This is a genomic window from Mycobacterium sp. E2733 (genome assembly GCF_001667585.1).
GTDB lineage: Bacteria > Actinomycetota > Actinomycetes > Mycobacteriales > Mycobacteriaceae > Mycobacterium.
Map to the genome: position 1 here is coordinate 63309 of NZ_LZJZ01000093.1, position 21721 is coordinate 85029.

General features: G+C 71.2%; 19 protein-coding genes. 7 read left to right on the forward strand and 12 right to left on the reverse strand.

The window, feature by feature from the left end; genetic code table 11:
* Nucleotides 1–71: 71 nt before the first annotated feature.
* The gene (locus A5678_RS17365) at nucleotides 72–1094 is read right to left on the reverse strand and encodes a PDZ domain-containing protein (protein WP_068044500.1); all 1023 of its coding nucleotides are present in this window, start codon (nucleotides 1092–1094) and stop codon (nucleotides 72–74) included.
* A gap of 77 nt (nucleotides 1095–1171) precedes the next feature.
* Between A5678_RS17365 and A5678_RS17370 the strand changes: the two genes are divergently transcribed.
* Together A5678_RS17370 and A5678_RS17375 are read left to right on the forward strand one after the other, a co-directional pair.
* Nucleotides 1172–2551 (forward strand): zinc-dependent metalloprotease, encoded by a 1380-nt coding sequence (locus A5678_RS17370; RefSeq protein WP_197502172.1) that lies wholly within the window; start codon nucleotides 1172–1174, stop codon nucleotides 2549–2551.
* Nucleotides 2552–2629: 78 nt separating this feature from the next.
* Complete coding sequence (locus A5678_RS17375; protein WP_068044504.1) at nucleotides 2630–3445, forward strand: TOMM precursor leader peptide-binding protein; 816 nt, start codon at nucleotides 2630–2632, stop codon at nucleotides 3443–3445.
* A 9-nt stretch (nucleotides 3446–3454) separates the two neighbouring features.
* Here A5678_RS17375 and A5678_RS27595 read toward each other — a convergent pair whose 3' ends face one another.
* On the reverse strand, nucleotides 3455–3628 hold the full coding sequence (locus A5678_RS27595) for a hypothetical protein (RefSeq protein WP_197502173.1): 174 nt from the start codon (nucleotides 3626–3628) through the stop codon (nucleotides 3455–3457).
* A 142-nt stretch (nucleotides 3629–3770) separates the two neighbouring features.
* On the opposite strand from A5678_RS27595, the gene A5678_RS17380 reads away from it, so the two are divergent.
* Nucleotides 3771–5114: an AarF/ABC1/UbiB kinase family protein gene (locus A5678_RS17380; RefSeq protein WP_068044506.1), complete on the forward strand. Its 1344-nt coding sequence runs from the start codon at nucleotides 3771–3773 to the stop codon at nucleotides 5112–5114.
* Here the strand turns inward: A5678_RS17380 and A5678_RS17385 are convergent.
* From A5678_RS17385 to A5678_RS17390, 3 genes are all read right to left on the reverse strand, one after another.
* Nucleotides 5111–5380: a WhiB family transcriptional regulator gene (locus A5678_RS17385; protein ID WP_068044509.1), complete on the reverse strand. Its 270-nt coding sequence runs from the start codon at nucleotides 5378–5380 to the stop codon at nucleotides 5111–5113. The two genes, A5678_RS17380 and A5678_RS17385, sit on opposite strands and share 4 nt — an antisense overlap.
* 139 nt (nucleotides 5381–5519) lie before the next feature.
* Entirely contained in the window at nucleotides 5520–5681 is a 162-nt protein-coding gene (locus tag A5678_RS27600; protein WP_197502174.1) for a hypothetical protein, read from the reverse strand.
* A gap of 109 nt (nucleotides 5682–5790) precedes the next feature.
* Entirely contained in the window at nucleotides 5791–7902 is a 2112-nt protein-coding gene (locus A5678_RS17390; RefSeq protein ID WP_197502179.1) for an ATP-dependent DNA helicase UvrD2, read from the reverse strand.
* Between the two features lie 132 nt (nucleotides 7903–8034).
* Here A5678_RS17390 and mrx1 point away from each other — a divergent pair, with 132 nt between their 5' ends.
* Nucleotides 8035–8289 carry a mycoredoxin Mrx1 gene (gene mrx1, locus A5678_RS17395; RefSeq protein ID WP_068044512.1) on the forward strand — a complete coding sequence of 85 codons (255 nt, stop codon included), beginning with the start codon at nucleotides 8035–8037 and terminating at the stop codon, nucleotides 8287–8289.
* Between the two features lie 24 nt (nucleotides 8290–8313).
* Here mrx1 and nudC read toward each other — a convergent pair whose 3' ends face one another.
* From nudC to A5678_RS17415, 4 genes are all read right to left on the reverse strand, one after another.
* Nucleotides 8314–9246, reverse strand: coding sequence for an NAD(+) diphosphatase (nudC, locus tag A5678_RS17400; RefSeq protein ID WP_068044513.1), 933 nt, complete (start codon nucleotides 9244–9246; stop codon nucleotides 8314–8316).
* Between the two features lie 117 nt (nucleotides 9247–9363).
* On the reverse strand, nucleotides 9364–10434 hold the full coding sequence (locus A5678_RS17405) for a TrkA family potassium uptake protein (protein WP_068044515.1): 1071 nt from the start codon (nucleotides 10432–10434) through the stop codon (nucleotides 9364–9366).
* A gap of 90 nt (nucleotides 10435–10524) precedes the next feature.
* Nucleotides 10525–13809, reverse strand: a complete 3285-nt coding sequence (locus tag A5678_RS17410) for an ATP-dependent DNA helicase (protein ID WP_068044641.1) — start codon at nucleotides 13807–13809, stop codon at nucleotides 10525–10527.
* The gene (locus tag A5678_RS17415; RefSeq protein WP_068044516.1) at nucleotides 13806–16940 is read right to left on the reverse strand and encodes an ATP-dependent DNA helicase; all 3135 of its coding nucleotides are present in this window, start codon (nucleotides 16938–16940) and stop codon (nucleotides 13806–13808) included. The genes A5678_RS17410 and A5678_RS17415 overlap by 4 nt, the downstream gene beginning before the upstream one ends.
* A 107-nt stretch (nucleotides 16941–17047) precedes the next feature.
* On the opposite strand from A5678_RS17415, the gene A5678_RS17420 reads away from it, so the two are divergent.
* Genes A5678_RS17420 through A5678_RS17430 form a run of 3 tightly spaced genes read left to right on the forward strand, consistent with a single transcriptional unit; the run spans nucleotide 17048 to nucleotide 18386 of the window.
* A complete protein-coding gene (locus A5678_RS17420; protein ID WP_068044518.1) occupies nucleotides 17048–17248 on the forward strand; it encodes a hypothetical protein in 201 nt (66 codons plus the stop codon).
* A 47-nt stretch (nucleotides 17249–17295) separates the two neighbouring features.
* Entirely contained in the window at nucleotides 17296–18096 is an 801-nt protein-coding gene (locus A5678_RS17425; RefSeq protein ID WP_068044519.1) for an alpha/beta fold hydrolase, read from the forward strand.
* Nucleotides 18084–18386: an MGMT family protein gene (locus tag A5678_RS17430; protein ID WP_068044521.1), complete on the forward strand. Its 303-nt coding sequence runs from the start codon at nucleotides 18084–18086 to the stop codon at nucleotides 18384–18386. Before A5678_RS17425 ends, A5678_RS17430 begins: the two co-directional genes overlap by 13 nt.
* Here the strand turns inward: A5678_RS17430 and A5678_RS17435 are convergent.
* From A5678_RS17435 to A5678_RS17445, 3 genes are all read right to left on the reverse strand, one after another.
* Nucleotides 18383–19237 (reverse strand): TIGR02569 family protein, encoded by an 855-nt coding sequence (locus tag A5678_RS17435; RefSeq protein WP_068044523.1) that lies wholly within the window; start codon nucleotides 19235–19237, stop codon nucleotides 18383–18385. The two genes, A5678_RS17430 and A5678_RS17435, sit on opposite strands and share 4 nt — an antisense overlap.
* 91 nt (nucleotides 19238–19328) lie before the next feature.
* On the reverse strand, nucleotides 19329–20504 hold the full coding sequence (gene moeZ, locus A5678_RS17440; protein WP_197502180.1) for an adenylyltransferase/sulfurtransferase MoeZ: 1176 nt from the start codon (nucleotides 20502–20504) through the stop codon (nucleotides 19329–19331).
* Between the two features lie 165 nt (nucleotides 20505–20669).
* Nucleotides 20670–21698: a DUF3152 domain-containing protein gene (locus A5678_RS17445; protein WP_231983701.1), complete on the reverse strand. Its 1029-nt coding sequence runs from the start codon at nucleotides 21696–21698 to the stop codon at nucleotides 20670–20672.
* Nucleotides 21699–21721: the final 23 nt, after the last annotated feature.

The following is a 21721-nucleotide window of genomic DNA, read 5'->3' on the forward strand; positions in this document are numbered from 1 at the left end:
CTACGCTCCCTGCTCGATTGATCGACGACGACAACTCTACGCACCGCGCGGCCCGCGATCCCGGCCGAGCTTCAGCAGCTCGGCGCTTGGGCCCCCGACGCGATCGCATGCAGCGCGTCGACCGCCTGGCTGAGCGTCTCCACCTTCACCAGGCGCAGACCGGACGGGTTGTCCGAGTTCGCCTCGTAGCAGTTTTTGGCCGGCACCAGGAACACGGTGGCGCCCGCCGCGTGCGCGGCGACCATCTTGTGCGTGATGCCGCCGATCTGGCCCACCTTCCCGTCGGCGGAGATGGTGCCGGTCCCGGCGATGAACTTCGACCCGGTCAGGTCACCGGTGGTCAGCTTGTCGACCACCGCCAGGCTGAACATCAGACCGGCCGACGGCCCGCCCACGTTGGCGAGGTTGAAATCCACCACGAAGGGCGCCCAGGGCGCAGTCAGCACGGCCACCCCGAGGAAGCCGTAGTCGCGATCCTTGTTCGCGCCCAGCGTAATTTGCGCGACACCGGCCGGCTCGTTCTTGCGTCGGTAATCGATGGTCACCGTCTGCCCGGGCTTGGTGCCCTTCAGCAATCCCGTGAACCGGTCGACGTCGGCGACCGGGGTGCCGTTGACCGCGTCGATGGCGTCGCCGGCCTTCAGCTTGCCCGCCGACGGACCCCGATCGGTGACCTTGGCGACCGTGACCGCGGCCGGATACTTCAGGTACCCCAGGGCCGCATACTCGGCGCTGTCCTCGGAGTCCTTGAAGTCCGCATTGTTGGCCTTGTCGACCTCGTCCCGCGACTTGCCCGGCGGGTAGATCAGGTCGCGCGGCACCAGCTGTTCCTGACCCGAAAGCCACAGCGTGAGCGCTTCACCCAGCGTCAGCTCGTCGCGCTGGGACACGGTGGTCATGTTCAGGTGGCCGGTGGTCGGATGCGTCTGGGTGCCCTCGATCGCCACGACCTGCTTGCCGTCGACCTCACCGAGCGTGTCGAAGGTGGGGCCGGGGCCCAGCGAGACGAACGGCACCGTCACCACCGCGAGCAGCACGCCGAAGACCAGGATCGGCACCAGCGCGACCATCAAGGTCAGAATCCGCCTGTTCACGCCGATTACACTAGACGGCGCCCACCGCGCCCGGTTCAGCCACAAGCTGACCCGAGATCGCCCACCCCGTTCCGGCGGTGGGTACCGTTGACGGTATGGCTGACCTGCCTTTCGGCTTCTCCTCCGGAGAAGACCCCGACAAACCCGGGAAGAAAGATCCCAATTCGGGCTCTGGCGGCTCCGATCCATTCGGCGCATTCGGCATGAGCGGCGAGTTCGGCATGGGCGACCTGGGACAGATCTTCACCCAGCTGGGCCAGATGCTCAGCAGCGCGGGCACCGGGATGGCCGGCGGCGACAAGTCGGGCCCCGTCAACTACGAGCTGGCGCGCCGGGTCGCGACCAACTCGATCGGGTTCGTGGCGCCGATCCCGGCCACGACACACTCGGCGATCGCCGACGCGGTGCATCTCGCCGAGACCTGGCTGGATGGCGCCACGGCGCTGCCCGCCGGCACCAACAAGGCGGTGGGCTGGACCCCCGCCGACTGGGTCGAAAACAGCCTGGAGACTTGGAAGCGGTTGTGCGACCCAATGGCACAACAGATTTCGACGGTGTGGGCGTCGTCGCTGCCCGAGGAGGCCAAGAGCATGGCCGGCCCGCTGATGGCGATGATGTCGCAGATGGGCGGTATGGCCTTCGGCTCACAGCTGGGGCAGGCGCTGGGCCGGCTGTCCCGCGAGGTGCTGACGTCGACCGAGATCGGTCTGCCGTTGGGGCCCACCGGCGTTGCCGCGATCCTGCCCGATGCCCTGGAGTCGTTCGCCGCCGGACTCGAGCAGCCCCGAAGCGAGATCCTGACTTTCCTGGCCGCCCGCGAGGCGGCCCACCACCGGCTGTTCAGCCACGTGCCGTGGCTGTCGAGCCAGCTGCTGGGCGCCGTGGAGGCCTACGCGATGGGCATGCAGATCGACATGAGCGGAATCGAGGAGCTGGCCCGCGACTTCAACCCGGCGACGCTGTCCGACCCGGCGGCCATCGAAAACCTCTTGGGTCAGGGCGTTTTCGAGCCCAAGGCGACCCCCGCGCAGACGCAGGCGCTGGAACGCCTCGAGACGCTGCTCGCGTTGATCGAAGGTTGGGTGCAGGTCGTGGTGAACGCGGCCCTGGGCGATCGAATTCCGGGTGCGGCCGCGCTCGGCGAGACGCTGCGCCGCCGCCGCGCCACCGGCGGCCCGGCCGAGCAGACGTTCGCGACGCTGGTGGGCCTGGAACTGCGGCCCCGCAAGATGCGCGAAGCCGCCGCGTTGTGGGAGCGCCTCACCGAGGCCGCCGGCGTGGACGCCCGCGACGCCATCTGGCAACACCCCGACCTGCTGCCCGACGCCGAGGACCTCGACGACCCGGCCGGCTTCATCGACCGGGTCATCGGCGGCGACACCAGCGGCATCGACGAGGCGATCGCCAAACTCGAGGAGAACCCCGAGGACCCCGGCGCCGGTCCTGTGGACAACTGACCTAGCCGGTCGCCGTCCGCGTGACACAGTGCACCCGTGTCACCGGCCCTACTTCCTACCTATGCGCTGGACCCCGCCATGCCGGTGCTGTTGCGGCCCGACGGCGCCGTCCAGGTCGGTTGGGATCCGCGCCGCGCCGTGCTGGTGCGTCCGCCGGGCGGCCTGGCCGCGGCGGAGTTGGCCGCGTTGCTGCGGTCCATGCGATCACCGACCCCGCTATCGGAGCTACAGCGCCGGGCCGCCGACCGCGGCCTGCGGGACGCCCAGGGGTTGACGGGTCTCGTCACCCAGCTGGTCGGTGCGGGCGTCGCGACCGAATGCGCGAAGTCCCGCGGGCGGGCGCCGTCCATCCGGATCCACGGCCGCGGACCGCTCTCGGAGTTGCTGGTCGAGGCGTTGCGCTGCTCGGGCGCCCGGCTCGCCCACAGCAGCCAACCGCACGCCGCCGTGTCGGCCACCGCCGTCGACCTGGTGGTCCTGTCCGATTACCTGGTCGCCGATCCGCACATGGTCCGCGACCTGCACACCCAGGGTGTCCCCCATCTGCCGGTCCGGGTCCGCGACGGCATCGGGCTGGTCGGTCCGCTGGTGATCCCCGGCACGACCAGCTGCCTGGGCTGCGCCGACCTGCATCGGCGAGACCGCGACGCGGCGTGGCCGGCCATCTCGGCGCAGCTTCGGGAAACCGTCGGAGTCGCCGACCGGGCCACGTTGTTGGCGACCGCCGCGCTCGCGCTCAGCCAGGTGAACCGGGTGATCGCCGCGGTTCGCAACCAGGCGGCGGTGCCCGATCCCGGTCCGCCGCAGACGCTGAACGCCACGCTGGAGTTCGACCTCAACGCCGGCGCCATCGTCGCGCGGCAATGGACCCGACACCCGCTGTGCCCGTGCTGAAGCGGGCAGTCAGCCCAGCCGCCCCTGGTCCGGGACGTTCGTAGACACGGACTCGTACGCCGTCGCGAGCTGGTGCAGGATCTCCGCGGTCAAAGTGCCGTCGGTTCGATGTTTGTCGAGCGTCTCGATGATCGCCCTGAACAAGGAGTCAGCAGCGTCGTGCTGCGATTGCTTTGCTGCCATGGCCTGGTCGATACCACCCTTCGGATGCACCCTTCGGCGGGTCGCCGACTACCACCCGCAAGGCACAACCTAGGGCTCGATGCCGCCTGCCGCCCGGGGGACGAAGTGTTGTGAAGATCAAGCGCGAGCCGAGCTGGCCGTCATGGATGATGGATACGTGGCAGACATCAAACGCGGTCGTGCGGCGCGGAACGCGAAGCTGGCCAGCATCCCGGTCGGCTTCGCCGGCCGGGCGGCGCTCGGCTTCGGTAAGCGGCTGACCGGCAAGTCGAGGGACGAAGTCCAGGCCGAACTGATGGAGAAAGCCGCCAACCAGCTGTTCACCGTCTTGGGCGAGCTCAAGGGCGGAGCGATGAAGGTGGGCCAGGCCTTATCGGTGATGGAGGCCGCCATCCCGGACGAATACGGCGAGCCCTACCGCGAGGCGTTGACCAAGCTGCAGAAGGACGCCCCGCCACTGCCCGCCCACAAGGTGCACCGGGTGCTCGACGCCCAACTGGGCACCAAATGGCGCGAGCGGTTCAGTTCGTTCGACGACAAACCCATTGCCTCGGCCAGCATCGGCCAGGTGCACAAGGCGGTCTGGGCCGACGGCCGCTCGGTCGCCGTCAAGATCCAGTACCCGGGCGCGGACGAGGCGCTGCGCGCCGACCTGAAAACGATGCAGCGGCTGGTCGGCGTGGTCAAACAGCTCGCCCCCGGCGCCGACGTCCAGGGCATCGTCGACGAGCTGATCGAGCGCACCGAGATGGAGCTCGACTACCGGCTGGAGGCCGACAACCAGCGCGCCTTCGCCAAGGCCTACGAGGGTCACCCGCACTTCGTCATACCGCACGTCGTCGCCAGCGCGCCCAAGGTCGTGGTCCAGGAGTGGATCGAGGGATTGCCGCTGGCGGAGATCATCCGCAACGGCACCCGCGAGCAGCGCGACCTGATCGGCACCCGGCTGCTCGAGCTCACTTTCGACGCGCCGCGCCGCCTCGGAATGCTGCACGGCGACGCCCACCCCGGGAACTTCATGCTTTTGCCCGACGACCGGATGGGCGTCATCGACTTCGGCGCCGTCGCGCCCCTGCCCGGCGGCTACCCCATCGAGCTCGGGATGACGATCCGGCTGGCCCGCGACAAGAACTACGACCTGCTGTTACCGACGATGGAGAAGGTCGGCTTCATCCAGAAGGGCCAGCAGGTGTCGGTGCGCGACATCGACGAAATGCTGCGCCAGTACGTCGAACCCATCGAGGTCGACGTCTTTCACTACACGCGCAAGTGGCTGCAGCGCATGACGGTGGGCCAGATCGACCGGTCGGTGTCGCAGATCAAGACGGCCCGGCAGATGGACCTGCCGCCCAAGCTGGCCATCCCGATGCGCGTCATCGCGTCCGTGGCCGCCATCCTGTGCCAGCTGGACGCGCGGGTGCCGATCAAGAGGCTGTCCGAGGAGCTGATCCCCGGCTTCGCCGAGCCCGACAGCGCCGTCGTCTAGGCCGCGACCCCGTCTTTGCGGGGACGTCCGCGCGGCCGTTTGAAGCTCAGTATCGAGCCGCGGTCGAGGATCTCGCCGCCCCACACACCCCAGGGCTCGGCCCGCTCCAGCGCCGACGCCAGGCACTGGCGCCGGATCGGGCAGCCACCGCAAAGCGCCTTGGCGCGCTCGAGGTCAGCCGGGGTCTCGGCGAACCAAAGGTCGGGATCGCCGGCGTGACACGGCAACACCGGCGACGGCTGTCTGGGGACTGTCAGTGCCGACATGTCCTGCTCACCTGCTTCCTGGTCGGGGCTTCCTGCTGGTGATCCGGACCAGGTAGCGGGGTTTGAAATTCGAGCCCCTAAAACTGTGGCCACGGATCCTTGACTTCGGGTCCGTGGCCATTCGGTGAAAACCGGGGAGTTACGTAGCCATTCGGGGGACTCCGAGTCGCACGGATGCGTTCGTCGCGGCGGCGGCGGCGGCGCGATGCTTGAGCGCGGCCGCCGGCACGGCGGTACGGGCGGCGTGCTTCAGCACGGCCGCCGCGGCGGCCACACCTGCACCGAAGACGTCGCTGATCATCGTGGCCACCCTCCTTTCGTGAGCTTCCATGAGCGCCGGAACGCGGTTTCGAGGGTAAACGGTCGCCGCCCTCCACCACAACCGATTTTCCGACCTGCGTCTTTACCGGTCAGCGGGCGCGCACCAACCCCAGCACGTCGGGCCCATACTGTTCCAGCTTGCGCGCGCCGATGCCGGGGATGGCGATCAGCGCGTCCGCGTCGCCGGGGCGCAGCTCGGCGATCGCGATCAGCGTGTTGTCGGTGAAGACGACGTACGCCGGCACGTTCTGCTCCTTGGCGACGTCCAGCCGCCACGCCTTGAGCCGCAGCAACAGCTCTTCGTCGACGTCGGCGGCGCACGTCTCGCACCGCCGCAGCATGACCGCCGCGGCGGTGGACAGGTCCTTGTTGCAGATGCGGCAGCGCGCCGGGGCGCCGCGGTTGCGCCGGGTCTTGCCCGGCGCGGCGTCGGCGCGCGCCTGCGGCGCGATGCCGTTGAGGAACCGCGACGGCCTGCGGCCCTGCCGCCCGCCGGGGCTGCGGGCCAGCGCCCAGCTGAGCGCCAAATGGATTCGCGCCCTGGTGATTCCGACGTAGAGCAGCCGGCGCTCCTCCTCGACGGCCTCGCTCTCGGGGCCGTGCGCCAGCGCGTGCGAGATGGGCAGCGTGCCGTCGGCCAGCCCGACCAGGAACACCGCGTCCCACTCCAGGCCCTTGGCGGCGTGCAGCGAGGCCAGCGTGACGCCCTGCACGACCGGCGGGTGCCGCGCGTCGGCGCGTAGCCGCAGTTCGGCCAGCAGGCCCGGGAGGTCCAGCTGCGGGCGCTGGGCCACCTCGTCGTCGACCAGCTCGGCCAGCGCGGTCAGCGCCTCCCAGCGCTCCCGGGCGCGGGTGCCGACGGGTGGCTCGGCCGTCAGACCCAGAGGTTCGAGGACCGCCCGCACGCCCGCCTGCAGCGGCCCCGCCAGGCCATGTTCAGAGCCGCGCTCGGCCGCCCGTTGCAGCGCCAACAACGCCTGCTTGATCTCCTGACGGGTGAAGAACCCCTCGCCGCCGCGGACCTGATAGGGGATGTTCGCCTCGGTCAGCGCCTCCTCGTAGGCCTCGGACTGGGCGTTGACCCGATACAGCACGGCGATCTCCGCCGGCGGGGTGCCCGCTTCAATCAGCCGCGCGATCGAGGCGGCGACGGCGGCGGCCTCGGCCGGTTCGTCGGGATACTCGCGGAACGACGGCGCGGGGCCCGGCGGACGCTGCCCCAACAGGTGCAGCTTGCTGCCGGCGACCCGGCCGCGGGCCGCGGCGATCACCTGGTTGGCCAACGACACCACCTGCGGGGTCGAGCGGTAGTCGCGTTCGAGGCGAACCACGGTCGCGTCGGGATACCGCCGGGAGAAGTCGAGCAGGAACCGCGGCGAGGCCCCGGTGAACGAGTAGATGGTCTGGTTGGCGTCGCCGACGACGGTCAGGTCGTCCCGGTCGCCCAGCCACGCCGTCAGCACCCGCTGCTGCAGGGGCGTGACGTCCTGGTATTCGTCGACGACGAAGCAGCGGTAGCGGCCCCGGAATTCGTCGGCCACGGCGGCGTCGTTTTCGATCGCGGCCGCGGTGTGCAGCAGCAGGTCGTCGAAGTCGAGCAGCGTCACCGACTCGTCGCGAACCTTGAGCGCCTCGTAGGCGGCGTACACGGTGGCGACCCGGGCCGCGTCGAGCGGAATGTCCCGCCCCGCCTCGGCCACGGCGGCCGGGTACTCCTCGGGGCCGATCAGCGACGCCTTGGCCCACTCGATCTCACCCGCCAGGTCGCGGACGTCATCGGTGCTGGCGTTGATCCGGGAGCGGCTGGCCGCCCGCGCCACCACGGCGAACTTGGTGTCCAGCAGCTGCCAGCCGGTGTCGCCGACCACCCGCGGCCAGAAATACCGCAGCTGCCGGTGCGCCGCGGCGTGGAACGTCAGGGCCTGCACCCCGCCGACGCCGGCGCCCGTGCCCGCGGCGGCGTCCAGCGTCCGCAGCCGCGAACGCATCTCCCCCGCCGCCCGCTGGGTGAAGGTGACCGCCAGCACCTGCCCGGCCGCCACGTGACCGCTCGCCACCAGCTGCGCGATCCGGTGCGTGATGGTGCGGGTCTTGCCTGTCCCGGCGCCCGCGAGCACGCAGACCGGGCCGCGCGGAGCCAGCACGGCCTCGCGCTGCTCGTCGTCCAGTCCGGCGGTCAAGGCGTCGGCGACCATCGGCATGGCGTCCATCTTGGCAGCGGTCGCCGACAAACCGCGGCCCCGCCCGGCGCGTCGGCGAGTCGCCGCGACGCGCCGGTGCCGGCCGGCGGCCGCGGCGCGGAACATGTTGTCGCCGGGCTACGTTAACGAGCTATGACCAACGCCCCGCTCACCGTCTACACGACCTCGTGGTGTGGCTACTGCCACCGCCTGATGACCGTGTTGAAGTCCAACGGAATCCCCTACGACGCGGTCGACATCGAAGACGATCCCGCCGCCGCGGAGTTCGTCGGTTCGGTCAACGGCGGCAACAGGACGGTTCCGACGGTGAAGTTCGCCGACGGGTCGACGCTGACCAACCCGAGCGCGGCCGAGGTCAAGGCCAAGCTGGCCGAAGCGGGCGCCTAGGGGGGTTGCGCGGGCCGCCCCGGGTCAGTCGAGCGCGGCCCAGGATTCGATGATCACGCGCGCGATCGAGATGGACCCGGGCAGCAACAGTTTCGAATCCGTTGAGCTGGACCAGTCGCCGGCCGCCAGCGCCGTGCGCACCTCGTCGCGGGTGAACCACGCGGCCTCGGCGATCTCCCCGTCGTTGAACGAGAATTCCTCGGCCGGGTCCGCGACCGCGTGGAAGCCGACCATGAGCGAGCGCGGGAACGGCCACGGCTGACTGCCCAGGTAGCGCACGTCGCGGACGGTGAGGCCGATTTCCTCGCGGATCTCGCGCGCGACGCAGACTTCGAACGATTCACCGGCCTCGACGAATCCGGCCAGCAGCGAGAACATCCGCTCCGGCCACACCGCCTGGCGGGCCAGCACCGCGCGGTCGCCGCCGTCGTGGACCAGGCAGATCACCGCCGGGTCAATGCGGGGGAACTCCTCATGACCGGTGACCGGGTTGACCCGCGCCCAGCCCGCCCGGGCCGGCCGGGTGGGCGAGCCGTCCACCGAGCTGAACCGCGCGCTGTCATGCCAATTGAGCAACGCGACGGCGGACGACACTAGCTGACTGCTGGTGTCGTCGAGGATCGAGCCGAGGCCGCGCAGGTTCAACACCTCGGCGCGCACGTCGGGGTCCTCCGGGGCCTCCAGCGCGCCGCGGATGGCCCACACGTGGCGGTCGTTGTCGATGCGGCCGAGGAAAACCGCTTCCGGTGGCGGCTTGTCGCCCAGTTTGGCCGCGGCGCCGAGTACCACGCGGCCGTCGGCGACCAGCACCTGACTGCGCGAATCGACCCGCAGCAGCGCCGCGTCCGCCCACCCCGCGGCGGCCGCTTCGACGTCGGTGCGCAGTTGGTCGGACCGGTCGGCGCCGACGCGGGACAGCAGCGGAACGTTCCGCAGCTGAAAGTCCGTAATGCCCACTAGTGCCCCGTTTCGTGGCGACCCGCCGCGACCGGCAGCGCCGCCCTTGCGATCGCCACTAGTGCCCCGTTTCGTGGCGACCCGCCGGGACCGGCAGCGCCGCTCTTGCGATCGTCACTAGTGCCCGGCCTGCCGGATATACAGCAGCCGGTCGTTGGCCTCGACGGCGTCCACCTCGGGCGCGCCGATGCGCAGCAGGTGGCCGTCGCGCACCACGCCCAGCACGATGTCGCGCAGATGCCGTGGGGAACCGCCGACCTCGGTGGGCTCCACTTCGCGTTCGGCGATGGCCAGCCCGAAGTCGGGTGTCAGCAGGTCCTCGATCATCTCCACGACGCTGGGCGTGGTGGTCGCCAGTCCGAGCAGCCGACCGGCGGTCGCCGAGGAGACCACCACCGAGTCCGCGCCCGATTGCTGCAGCAGGTGCTGGTTTTCGGCCTCCCGGATCGACGCCACGATCTTGGCGTTGGGCGCAAGCTCCCGCGCCGTCAGGGTCACCAGCACCGCGGTGTCGTCGCGGCTGGTGGCGACGATGATCGAGGCCGCATGTTGCGCCCCGGCCAGCCGCAATATGTCGGCCTTGGTGGCGTCGCCGTGCACGGTGACCAGGCCCGCGCCGGCGGCGTGCTCGAGGGTGGTGCGGTCGGTGTCGACGACGACGACCTCGCCCTGGGCGGTCTCGTCACCGAGGATGGCGGCGACGGCCGTTTTGCCCTTGGTGCCGTAGCCGATCACGATCGTGTGGTTGCGCACTCTGCTCCTCCAACGCTGAATCTTCCACCCTTGGCGGGACCGCTCGGAGAGGACTTCAAGGGTCGTGCCGACCAAGACGGCCAGGAACGCGATCCGCAGCGCGGTGAAAATCAGCGTGTGCACCAACCGCGCGGTCTCGGTGTACGGGGTGATGTCGCCGTAACCGGTCGTCGACAGTGACACCGCGGAGAAGTACACGGCGTCCAGGAAGGTCAGCGGCTGGCCCCGGACGTCGCGGTAGCCGTTGCGGTCCGCGTAGACGATGACGGCCGCGGCGAAGAGCACGACCAGCGCGATGGCCACGCGCCGGGTGATGACGCGGATGGGGCTGGCGTGCTCCTCGGGGATGCGCACCACGCCTACCAACTGATGGCCCCGCTGCGCGGTCAGCGCTTCATCCAGACCGGTCAGTTGTCGAGACCTACCGTTGCGCACGGCGGTCCGTTATCGGCTCAACGCCAGCGAGGAGTCACGCACGACTCAATGTAACCATGATCGCGGCCCCGGTACGCGGGCAGCGCAAAGTCACCCGACGGCGGGCGCCGCCAGCAGCCCGGCCAGTTCGTCGGGGGCGGGCAGATCGTCGGGGGCCACCGTGGTGCGGGCGCGCACGTAATAGAAGGCCGTGCGCACCGACGACTCCGGAACACCGGACAGGGCGGCCCACGCCAGGCGGTAGACGGCGAGCTGGACGGCCGCCTGGCGCATGGCTTCCGGCCCGTGCGGCGGTTCGCCGGTCTTCCAGTCCACGACCGTCGCACCGCCGTCGGGATCGGCGAACACCGCGTCGATGCGGCCGCGCACCAAGGTGTCGCCGATCGGCATCTCGAACGGCACCTCGACGGCGATGGGAGTGCGTGCCGCCCAAGGCGATTCGGTGAAGGCCGCCTGCAACGCGGCCAGTTCCCGGGTATCGCCGACGTCCGAATCCGCCGCGCCCGGCAGGTCGGCGAGATCGAAGAGACACTCGGCGCCGTAGAACTGCTGAACCCAGGCGTGAAAGGCGTTACCCAGCAACGCATGCGGATCGGGGCGGGTCGGCAGCCGATGCCCGAGCCGCCGCGCGGCGCCCGCGGGGTCCCGCGCCAGATCCACCAGGCCGCTGACCGACAACTGGCTGGGCAGTGCGCCGGTGGGCGGCTCCACCAACCGGGCCCGCTCGGCGAGTAGCGCGTCGACGTCGGCGGCCCATCCCTCGATGTCGGCGCCTTCCCCTCCCGCGTCGCCCGACATCGCCCCGGTCACCAACGCCGCGCCGCGCTCGACATCACCGCGCCGGGCGGCCAGCGGGTCGGCGGGCCAGACCGCCTCGATAGTGTTGTCGCACAACGGGTTCCGATCTCCGTCGGCTGGCGGGGGCGCCCACTGATCCACCAAACCGCAGGGCTCCCCGGTCGCCGCCGAACGGTCGATGACCTCCTTGATCTCGCACAGGAAATCCGAGGGCCCGCGCGGTTTGATGCCGGTGGCCCCCCAGTGATGACCCGACACCAGCAGGGTGTCCTCGGCCCGGGTGATGGCGACGTAGAGGAGTCGGCGTTCCTCGTCGACGCGCCGCTGCTCGAGCTGGCAGCGGTGGTCGGAAATCTTGTCGGACAATTGCTTTCGATTGCTGACGTCCGAGGTGTCCAGCACCGGGATGCCCAGTGCGCCCGCCGCGGCACGGTCACCGCGCAGCAGTGGCGGAAGCTCGGCCGCGTCGGTGAGCCAGCTGCTCCTGGATGCGGTCGACGGGAAGATTCCGCCCGACAGGTGCGCCACCGCCACCACCTGCCACTCCAACCCCTTCGCGGAGTGCACCGTGAGCACCTGGACGCGGTCGCGCGCGGCCACCAACGGGGCCGGGGGCAAACCGTTTTCGACGGACTCCGCCACGTCCAGGAAGGCCAACAGGCCCGACAACGACGCCGTTGTGCGACGGCCGGTCAGTCCGGGGGCGTCGGCTCGTTCGGCGTAGCCGGCGACGACGTCGGCGAACGCGTCGAGGTGTTCGGTGCCGGTCCAGCCCGCGTTGGCTCCCGCCGCGGCGCGGACCTCGCAGTCGACACCGAGCACGCGGCGCACCTCGGCGACCAGGTCCGGCAGGGAATGGTCCAGGCGGGCGCGGAGGGCGCGCAGTTCACCGGCCAGCGCGGTGATGCGCTGATACCCCGCGGCCGAATACGCTTCGGGCGGGCCGGGATCGGCGATGGCGTCGGCCAAGCACGCCGTGTCGGCGTCCGGGCCGGCGGACATCGCGATCGACTCCGGCGCGGATCCATCGCCGGGCCCCAGCCCGTCGCCGAGGCTCCGGGCGCGCCGCCAGAGCGCGGCGACGTCCCGACCGCCGAGGCGCCAGCGCGGACCCGTGAGCACCCGCATCGCCGCCGCGCCCGCGGTCGGGTCGGCGACCAGCCGCAGCATGGCCACGACGTCGGCGACCTCGGGGATGGACAGCAGCCCCGCCAATCCAACGACCTCGACCGGGATTCCGCGGGCGCGCAGGGCGTCGGCGATGGGGGCGGCGTCGGCGTTGCGGCGCACCAAAACCGCGGCGGTAGGCGGGCTCACTCCGTCGGCCCGGGCCCCCCGGTACCGCGCGGCGAGCTCGTCGGCGATCCACTCGCGTTCGGCGTGCACGTCGGGAAGCAACGCGCAGCGGACCGTTCCGGGCGGGGCGTCCGGGCGCGGCCGCAGCGCGTGCACCGCGACCGACCGGCGGCGCGCCTCCGCCGAGATCGCGTTGGCCAACTGCAGGGTCCGCGGCGGGTTGCGCCAGCTGGTCCGCAGCTCCAGGACCGGCGCGGGGGTGCCGTCGGAGAGGGGGAAGTCGGTGGTGAAGCGCGGGAGATTGGTCGCCGAGGCGCCGCGCCAGCCGTAGATCGACTGAATCGGGTCGCCGACGGCGGTCAGGGCCAGCCCGTCGTCGACCCCGCCGCCGAACAGAGCCGACAGCGCGACCCGCTGGGCGTGGCCGGTGTCCTGGTACTCGTCGAGCAGAACGAGCCGGTAGCGGCCGCGCAGGTCGGCCCCGACCTGCGGGAAGTTCGCGGGCAGCCGTGCCGCGCAGGCCATCTGCACACCGAAGTCCATCGCCTTCGCGGCGCGCATGCGCTCGTTCAGCGCGTCAAGCAGCGGCACCAGCTCGGCCCGCTGGGTCTGGGTGGCCAGCAGCCGCAGCAACCACTGGCTGGGCCCGCGGTCGCGCTGATAGGGGCCCGCCGGGAGGGTGTGGATGAGCCGCTCCAGCTCCACATGGGTATTGCCGAGCTGGCGGGTGTCCACCAGGTGTTCGGCGAGCTGGCCCCACAACCGCAGCACCATCGACGTGACCGCGGCGGGAGTCTTGTCGGTGCGCAGCTCCCCCCGGTACCCGCTCACCACGTCGAACGCCAGCTGCCACAGCTCGGTCTCGCCGAGCAGCCGGGTGTCTGGCTCGATGGGCAGCAGCAGCCCGTAGTCACGGATCAACGAACCGGCGAACGCGTGGTAGGTGCTGACCGTCGGCGCGCCCGCCGGCTCCGCGGGGGTCGCGCCGTCGGGGCCCAAGCCGACGCCGGCCAGCCGGGCCAGCCGGGACCGGACCCGGCGCAGCAGCTGGCCGGCCGCCTTGCGGGTGAAGGTCAATCCCAGCACCTGGCCGGGGTCGGCATAGCCGTTGGCGACGAGCCACACCACCCGCGCGGCCATGGTCTCGGTTTTGCCTGCGCCGGCGCCGGCGATGACGACCAGCGGCCCGGGCGGGGCCGCGATGACGGCGGCCTGCTCGTCGGTGGGTGGGAAAAGCCCGAGCGCACGGGCCAATTCGGCCGGGCTGTGGCGCGGGTTCACTGCGCCGCCCCGCCGGCGTGGGCCGGACACGAGGGCCGCAGCGGGCAGTGCGAGCAGCCGTCGTTGCGCCGGGCGATGAACCGGGGCCCGGCGGTCGCCTCGGCCGCGCGCCGCACCTGCCGGCGCCACTCGTCGCGGGCGGACGGTGTCAGCGGATCCTGCTCGCGTTCGGTGGGGCCCGAGGCGCCGGCCTTGCCCAGGTAGACCAGCCGCGCCCCGCCGGGCTCCTGCCCCGCGGCGACCATGCCTTCGGCCACCGCCAGCTGGTACATCGCCAGCTGGGCATGCTCTTGGGCATCGTCCTTGCTGACCGGGGTTTTGCCGGTCTTGATGTCGACGATCACCAGCCGGCCGGCGGAGTCGCGCTCCAGCCGGTCGACCCGGCCGCACAGCCGGACGTCGCCGCCGTCATCGCCGGACGGGGCCAGGGTTCCGTCGATCTCGACCTCGACGCCGACCTCGGTGAGCGCGCCCCGGGTCTGCGCCCGCCACTCGACGAAGGCCTCGACCATCGCGCGGTGCCGCGCCAGCTCGTTGGCCGAATGCCACTCGGCCTCGAACGGCAGATGCCGCCAGGCCCGGTCCAGCTCGGCCAGCAATTCGGATTCACTCCGCCCCGGCTCGGCGATCAACGCGTGCAGCACCGACCCGATGGTGGAGCGCAGGTCGCGCGGATTGGTGCCCCCATGCCGTTCGGCCAGCCAGCGCAGCGGGCAGTCGCTGAGCATCTGCAGGGTCGACGGGGTCAAGGTGACGGCATCGTCGTCCCCGCGCAGCGGTTCGCTGGTGCTGACCGGGATCAGGCCGTGCCAGCCGGCCGGGTCGGCGCCCGCGACGCCGGCGCGGGCCAACCGCGCCAATTGCGTTGCCGCACATGCGCGGGCGGCGTCGTCGACAGCGCCGTCGGGCGCGCATACGACACCGCGCAGCCGGCCCACCAGCGCGGCCGTGGACAGCACCCGGGGCGCTGAGATGGGTTGCGCGGCAGCGAGATCGCTGTCGCAATCGGACCACTGCGCGAGTTCGTAGCAGAACGACGACGGCAGCGCGGCGTCCCCGTCCGCGCCGCCCGTGTCGCCGTCCACGGCGGTCACCAACAACCGGCGACGGGCCCGGCCCATCGCCGCGACGAGTAGCCGCCGCTCCTCGGCCAGCAGCGGCGCCCGCACCGACGCGTCCCCGGTGAGGCCGTCCAGCACGTCCAGCAACCGCTGGGTGCCCAGCACCCCGCCGCGCGGAACCGTGTTGGGCCACAACCCCTCTTGCAGCCCCGCGATGACCACCAGGTCCCATTCGTGTCCCAGCGCGGCGTGCGCGCTGAGCACCCGCACCTCCTCCACTGTCGACACCGGCTCCTGATTCACGCTCGGCAGGTGCAGCGCGTTGACGTGCTCGACGAGCCCGCGCAGCGAAGCACCCGGCGTGCGGGACACGTACTGATCGGTGATATCGAACAGCGCGGTCACCGCCTCCAGGTCCCGGGTGGCCTGCGCGCCGGCGGGGCCGCCGCGCTCGGCGGCCGACAGCCAACGACGCTGCAGACCGGAGCGGTGCCAGGCGGCCCACAACGTGTAGCGCGGGTCTTGGCCCGCACGATGGCAGCGCGCCGCCGCGTCCAGCACCGCACGCACCCGGTGCACCGGGCGAAACAGCGGGCCCGATGGCGGCTTGGTGGAGGACAGCGCCTCGGCCAACAGGCCCGCGGCGTCGGCCGGCGCGCTATCCGGGTTGGCGCGCTGCAGGGTTCGGCGCAGCTGCCGCAGCGAAACCGGGTCGACGCGACCGATGGGACCGGTCAGCAGCGCCAGGGCATGCTCGCCGTCGAGGCCGGAGGCGGTGGCGGCGAGGACGGTGAGCAGCGCCCGGGCCGCCGGCTCGTCGGACAGCGGTCCGCTCGTCGCGGGCGCGGCCACCGGCACCCCGGCGGCGGCCAGCGCGCGGGGCAACCGCGCGCCGGCCCGCGGCATCGACCGGACGACGACCGCCATCTGCGACCACGGCACCCCGTCGACCAGGTGCGCGCGCCGCAGCGCGTCGGCGATGATGGCCGCCTCGGCGTGCGCCGACGCGGCCAGGCGCACGGTGACCGACCCGTGCTCGGGCCCGGTGCCTTCGATCCGCTTGCCGCCGCTGCCGCCGGGCAGTCGGTGCGCGATGCCGCTGACGGCACGCGCCACCGCTGGGGCGCAGCGATGGGAGACCGTCAACGTCACCGACGGCGAATCCCCGTCCAGCAGCCCGGCGGATTCGCCGCCCCGGAAGCCGAACACCGCCTGGTGGGGGTCGCCCGCGATCAGGGCCAGCTCGGCGCCCGCCGCGAGCACCCGGACCAGGCGGGCCGCCTGCGGGTCGAGCTGCTGGGCGTCGTCGACCAACAAGACCCGCACCCGGCCCCGCTCGGCGGCCAGCAGCTCGGGATCGACCGCGAAGGCCTCCAGCGCGGCGCCCACCAGTTCGGCGGCCCCCAGCGCGGGCGTCGTCGCCTGCGGCGCCGCCGTCCCGACCGCGGCCCGCAACAGCATCACCTGCTCGTACTGCCGGGCGAACTGGCCGGCGGCGGTCCATTCCGGGCGGCGGCACCGACGGCCCAGGCGCTCCAACTCCTGCGGGTCCACGCCACGTTCGGCGCAGCGCGCCAACATGTTTCGCAGCTCGGTGGCGAAGCCCGCGGTGGCCAGCGCGGGTTGCAGATGGGCGGGCCACGCCGTGGCCGCGCGCGGTCCGTCCTCGAGGTCGCCGGCCAGCAGCTCCCGGATGATGGCGTCCTGTTCGGCGCTGGTGACCAGCCGCGGCGGCGCATCGCCGGCACGCTCGGCGGCCCGCCGCAGCACCGCGTAGGCGTACCCGTGCACGGTGCGTACCAACGGCTCGCGGACAGCGGCTCGGCAGGGCCCGCCGGAGCGGGGCCGCAGCAACGCCGTCGTCAAGGTGCTGCGCGCCTTCATGCCCAGCCGGCCGGAACCGGTAAGCAGCAGAACCGATTCCGGGTCGAGGCCCGCGTCGATCTGGGTGACCGCCGCCTGGACCAGCAGGCTGCTCTTCCCGGTCCCCGGCCCGCCCAGCACCCGGATGCGCCCGCGTGCGCCGGGCGCCAGCAGAGCCCGCGCCTCGGTATCCCAGGTGTACGACATGGCTGCATGCAATCACCAGGGTCTGACAAGTCGCCCGGCCCGCGACGCCGCCGACCCCTACGCTGGAGGCCGCGAGCAGCCCGCGAACGGTTAGAAGGTAGGTAATCGTGACGAACGTCGAACCCGGTTTTCCCAGCGACGAAGCGCCCGAAGGTGACGCCGCGGAACAATTGCAGCCCGTCGACTTCGACGACGAGGCCGGCCTGGACACCGAGTATCTGACCGCCGCCGACCGCGAGGCCAATGAGGCCGACGTGATCGAGCAGGCCTACGTCGTCCCCACCGAGGACGAGTGGGACGAACGCTGACCCGCCCGCCCGCCGGCGGCCGTGGCGGTGGCTGGCACGATCGACGCGTGACCGCTCATCTGCATGTGCACCGCTACGGCCCGCCGGGTCCGGTGCGAGTGCTGGCGCTGCACGGGCTGACCGGTCACGGGCAGCGGTGGCAGCAGCTGGCCGGCCTGCTGCCCGAAATCACCTTCGCGGCACCGGATCTGATCGGACACGGCCGTTCCTCGTGGGCCGCGCCGTGGACCATCGACGCCAACGTCGCGGCGATGGCCGCGCAGCTCGACGACGAGGCCGAGGCGCCGGTGCTGGTGGTGGGGCACTCCTTCGGCGGCGCGCTCGCCATGCAGCTGGCCGCGATACGGCCGGACCGGGTGGCGGCGCTGTTGCTGCTGGACCCGGCCGTCGGGCTGGACGGTGAGTGGATGCGCGAGATCGCCGATGCGATGCTGTCCTCGCCCGATTACTCCGACGCGCAGGAAGCGCGCCTGGAAAAGCTGCACGGCTCCTGGTCGGACGTGGACCCCGCGCTGCTGGACGCGGAGATCGACGAGCACCTCATCGAGCTGCCGGGCGGCCGGTTCGGCTGGCGGATGAGCCTGCCGGCGATGATGTCGTACTGGAGTGAGCTGGCGCGCGACATCGTGTTTCCGCCGGCCGGGACGCCGACGGTCTTGGTGCGGGCCAAACGGACCTCGCCACCGTACGTCGGCGACCACCTCATCGCCGGGCTGCAGGACCGGTTGGGATCCGATTTCCGGCTGCTGGATTTCGACTGCAACCACATGGTCCCCTACGCCGCGCCGGCGGACGTCGCCGCGCTGACGCGCGAACTGCTGGAAGCCCGCCGACCGTGGCGCCGGTGACCGACGAGCAGGTCGAGCGGGTGCGCGCGCTGGTCGCCGCGATCCCGTCGGGCAGGGTAGCCACCTACGGCGACATCGCCGACGTCGCAGGGCTTTCCAGCCCGCGCATCGTCGGTTGGATCATGCGGACCGACTCGTCGGACCTGCCGTGGCACCGGGTGATCACCGCCTCGGGGCGCCCGGCGCCTCATCTGACCACGCGGCAGCTGGAGCTGCTGCGGGCCGAAGGGGTCCTGGCCACCGACGGCAGGATCGCGTTGCGCGAGGTCCGTTACGACTTCCGGCCCTAGAGCACCAGCCGGACCAGCGCCGCCGTCCGGGCCAGCCCGGGGAAGGCCTCGGCGGTCGACCGCGGGTGCAACGCATGGACCGCCAGACGAAACATCAAGGCGCGCAACAACATTTGCGGCCACTCTGGCAGCGCGTTCCACCGTTCGATGAGTCCGTCGTCGGCCTCGCCCCAGGACAGGGCGTCGACCACGACGACACCGGCCGCCCACGACGCGGGCCGCCAGTACGGGGTGATGTCGGTGATCCCCGGGGCGGCGGTGCCGATGAAAAGCACTGTCCCATAGAGGTCTCCGTGCACCAGTTGGTTCGGGCTCTTGGTCGGGCGGCGCAGGGTGGCCAGCTGGTTGATCAGCTCGACCGACCGCTCGGCGTCGGCCGTCGGCGGGGCGGTGCGGGCGCCCGGGGGCACCGAGGCCAGCGGCCGTTCCTCCCAGGCGGCGCGGTCGGCGGCGATGAAGATGTCCACGTCACCCCACGGCGCGGTGGGGCCCTGGGTCAGAAATCGTGGGCGTTCCAGTTTGCCGGTCGCCTCGTGCAGGCGCACCGCCGCCGAGACGACCTCGTCATGCCGCGGCTCGGGCGTGCCGGCGACGAAGGTATCCGCGCGCCACCCGGAAACCACGTATCGCCCGTCCGTCGAGCGGACCGGGCGGGCCAGCCGAACACCGTCGACGAACAGCGTCTCCCGCACCCGGGCCGACCAGGCCGCCCGGGCGTTGTCGGCCACCAGCGACAGGACGACCTCGCCGCAGCGCCAGCCGCCTTCCCAGCTAGCCCCCAGATAGACGGGCTGCACGCCGGTCAAACCAAACGCCGCCAGCACATGCTCCGGCGGTGGTTCGACATTCACACCGGTAGCCTAGACGAGCCCAGCTGCGGCGATTGCGAGCGCGGCGAAGCCGGGCGCGGCGGGTCGCCGCGACGTGAGCAGCCCTATCGGGTCAGTACATCACCATGTCGGGTTGCATCTGCTGCGCCCACGCGACGATGCCGCCCTGCAGGTGCACCGCATCGGGGAATCCGGCCTTGCGCACCGCCGCCAGCACCTCGGCCGAGCGCACCCCCGTCTTGCAGTACAGCACCGGAATGCGGTCCTGTGGCAGCTTTGCCAGACCCTCGCCCGAGTTGATCGACGACTGCGGGATCAGCTGGGCCCCGTCGATGTGGTTGATCTCCCACTCGACGGGCTCGCGAACGTCGATCAACGCCAGCTTCTTTCCCGAATCCAGCAGCTCGCGCAATTCCCGCGGGGTGATGGCGGAGCCGGTGACAACCGGACCGGCGCCGTCTGACGCCACACCGCAGTACTGCTCGTAATCGATCAACCCGGTGATCTTCGGCCGGAAGGCGTCGTCCGGGTCCCGGCGGATCTTGATCGTGCGGTAGGACATTTCAAGGGCGTCGTAGATCATCAACCGGCCCAGCAGCGATTCGCCGATCCCGGTGATGAGTTTGATCGCCTCGGTGCTCATCACCGATGCGATGGAGGCGCAGACGATGCCCAGCACGCCGCCTTCGGCGCACGACGGCACCGTGCCGGGTGGCGGTGGCTCCGGGTAGAGGTCGCGGTAGTTGAGGCCCCGCCCGCCGGGCGCGTCCTCCCAGAACACCGAGACCTGCCCCTCGAATCGGTAGATCGATCCCCACACGTACGGCTTGCCGGCCAGCACGGCGGCGTCGTTGACCAGATACCGGGTGGCGAAGTTGTCGGTGCCGTCCAGGATCAGGTCGTACTGCGAGAACAGGTCGACGGCGTTGCTGGAGTCCAGCCGGAACTCGTGCAGAAGCACCCGGACCAACGGGTTGATCGCGGCGATCGACTCGCGCGCCGACTGCGCCTTCGAACGCCCGACGTCGGCCACGCCGTGGATGATCTGGCGCTGCAGGTTGGACTCATCGACGACGTCGAAATCGACGATGCCGATCGTGCCGACGCCGGCCGCGGCCAGGTACATCAGGGTCGGCGCGCCGAGCCCGCCTGCGCCGATCACCAGCACCTTCGCGTTTTTGAGCCGCTTCTGCCCGTCGACGCCCAGGTCCGGAATGATCAGGTGGCGGCTGTAGCGGGCCACCTCATCGCGGGTCAGCTGGTCCGCCGGCTCCACAAGGGGCGGCAGTTCTGTCTGCGCTGTCGACACACTTCTCCTCAGTAGCGCATTGCGGTTCGTCGTCCAATAACCATCACAGCAGCCGCCGATGAGGACGGCAATGAATTCAACATGGCGAGCGTCACGCTGGCGTGGCTCAAAGCCCCGAGCGTCACGCTGGCGTGACGCTCGCGGCTAGGCGATCGGGAACGGCCACGGGTTGAATCGGCACGTCTTCCCGTCGGCCTTGACGAAATCCGGGTCGAACTGGGCGGCATCGTTATTCGACGTCGAGAACGTCTGCTGCATCATCACCGGGGCCAAAGCGCCCTGCTGCTCACACGGCTCATGGCGCACGTACCCGATGGCGTGGCCGACCTCGTGGTTGATCACGTATTGGCGATAGGAGCCGATGTCCCCCTCGAATGGGACCGCTCCGCGCACCCAGCGCGCCTCGTTGATGAAGACCCGCGACTGCCGGTCCTTGCCGAATGACGGGTTGTAGCAGGAGGTCTCGAGCCGGAATTCGTAGCCGCACCCTTCCCGCACCGTCACCGGCGACACCAGCGAGATGCGGAAGTCGGGCTTAGTCCCGCCGTCCACCCTGACGAAAGCGAACTGCGGATTGTGCGTCCAGCCCTTGGGATTGGCCAGCGTCTGGTCGACCATCTCCGCAAACGCCTCGTCGCCGCCGATCATCGTGGGGTCGATGCCGTCCTCCACCTCGACGGTGTAGCGAAACACCCGCACGGTGCCCTGACCGGTCTGCGGCGTCGTGCCGGGCACCACGTGCCAGGTCTTCTCTCCCGCCTCGGTGAACGGGCCGCCGTCCGGCAGCGTCCCGGCCGGCAGGTTGGCGTCGAAAGCGGCGAGCCCGCGCGGCGGCGCGTCGATGATCGAGGTGCCCACGGCATCCATCGCCTGCGGACTCTGGATGGGCTGGTTCGCCGTCGGCTTCATCGCGCTGGTTCCGGTCACCGTCTGGTAGATGACCACCACGGTGAGCACCGCCAAGACCGGCAGCGCATAAGCGCGCCAGCCGTAGGTGGATACGAACCGTCCCAGCCTCGTCTGTTTGCGCCACTGGCTCGGCCGCTCGCGGTCGGCCCGGGTACGTCCGCCCTCGCGGGCGATCGGGTCCCGCAGGGCCCGCAACGGTTCCCGCCACTCGTCGCGCAGTACCGGCACTCGACCGGTGCCGCGCGAAGGCCGCTGGGACGTCATTGCCCCAGGATTACATAGTCGGC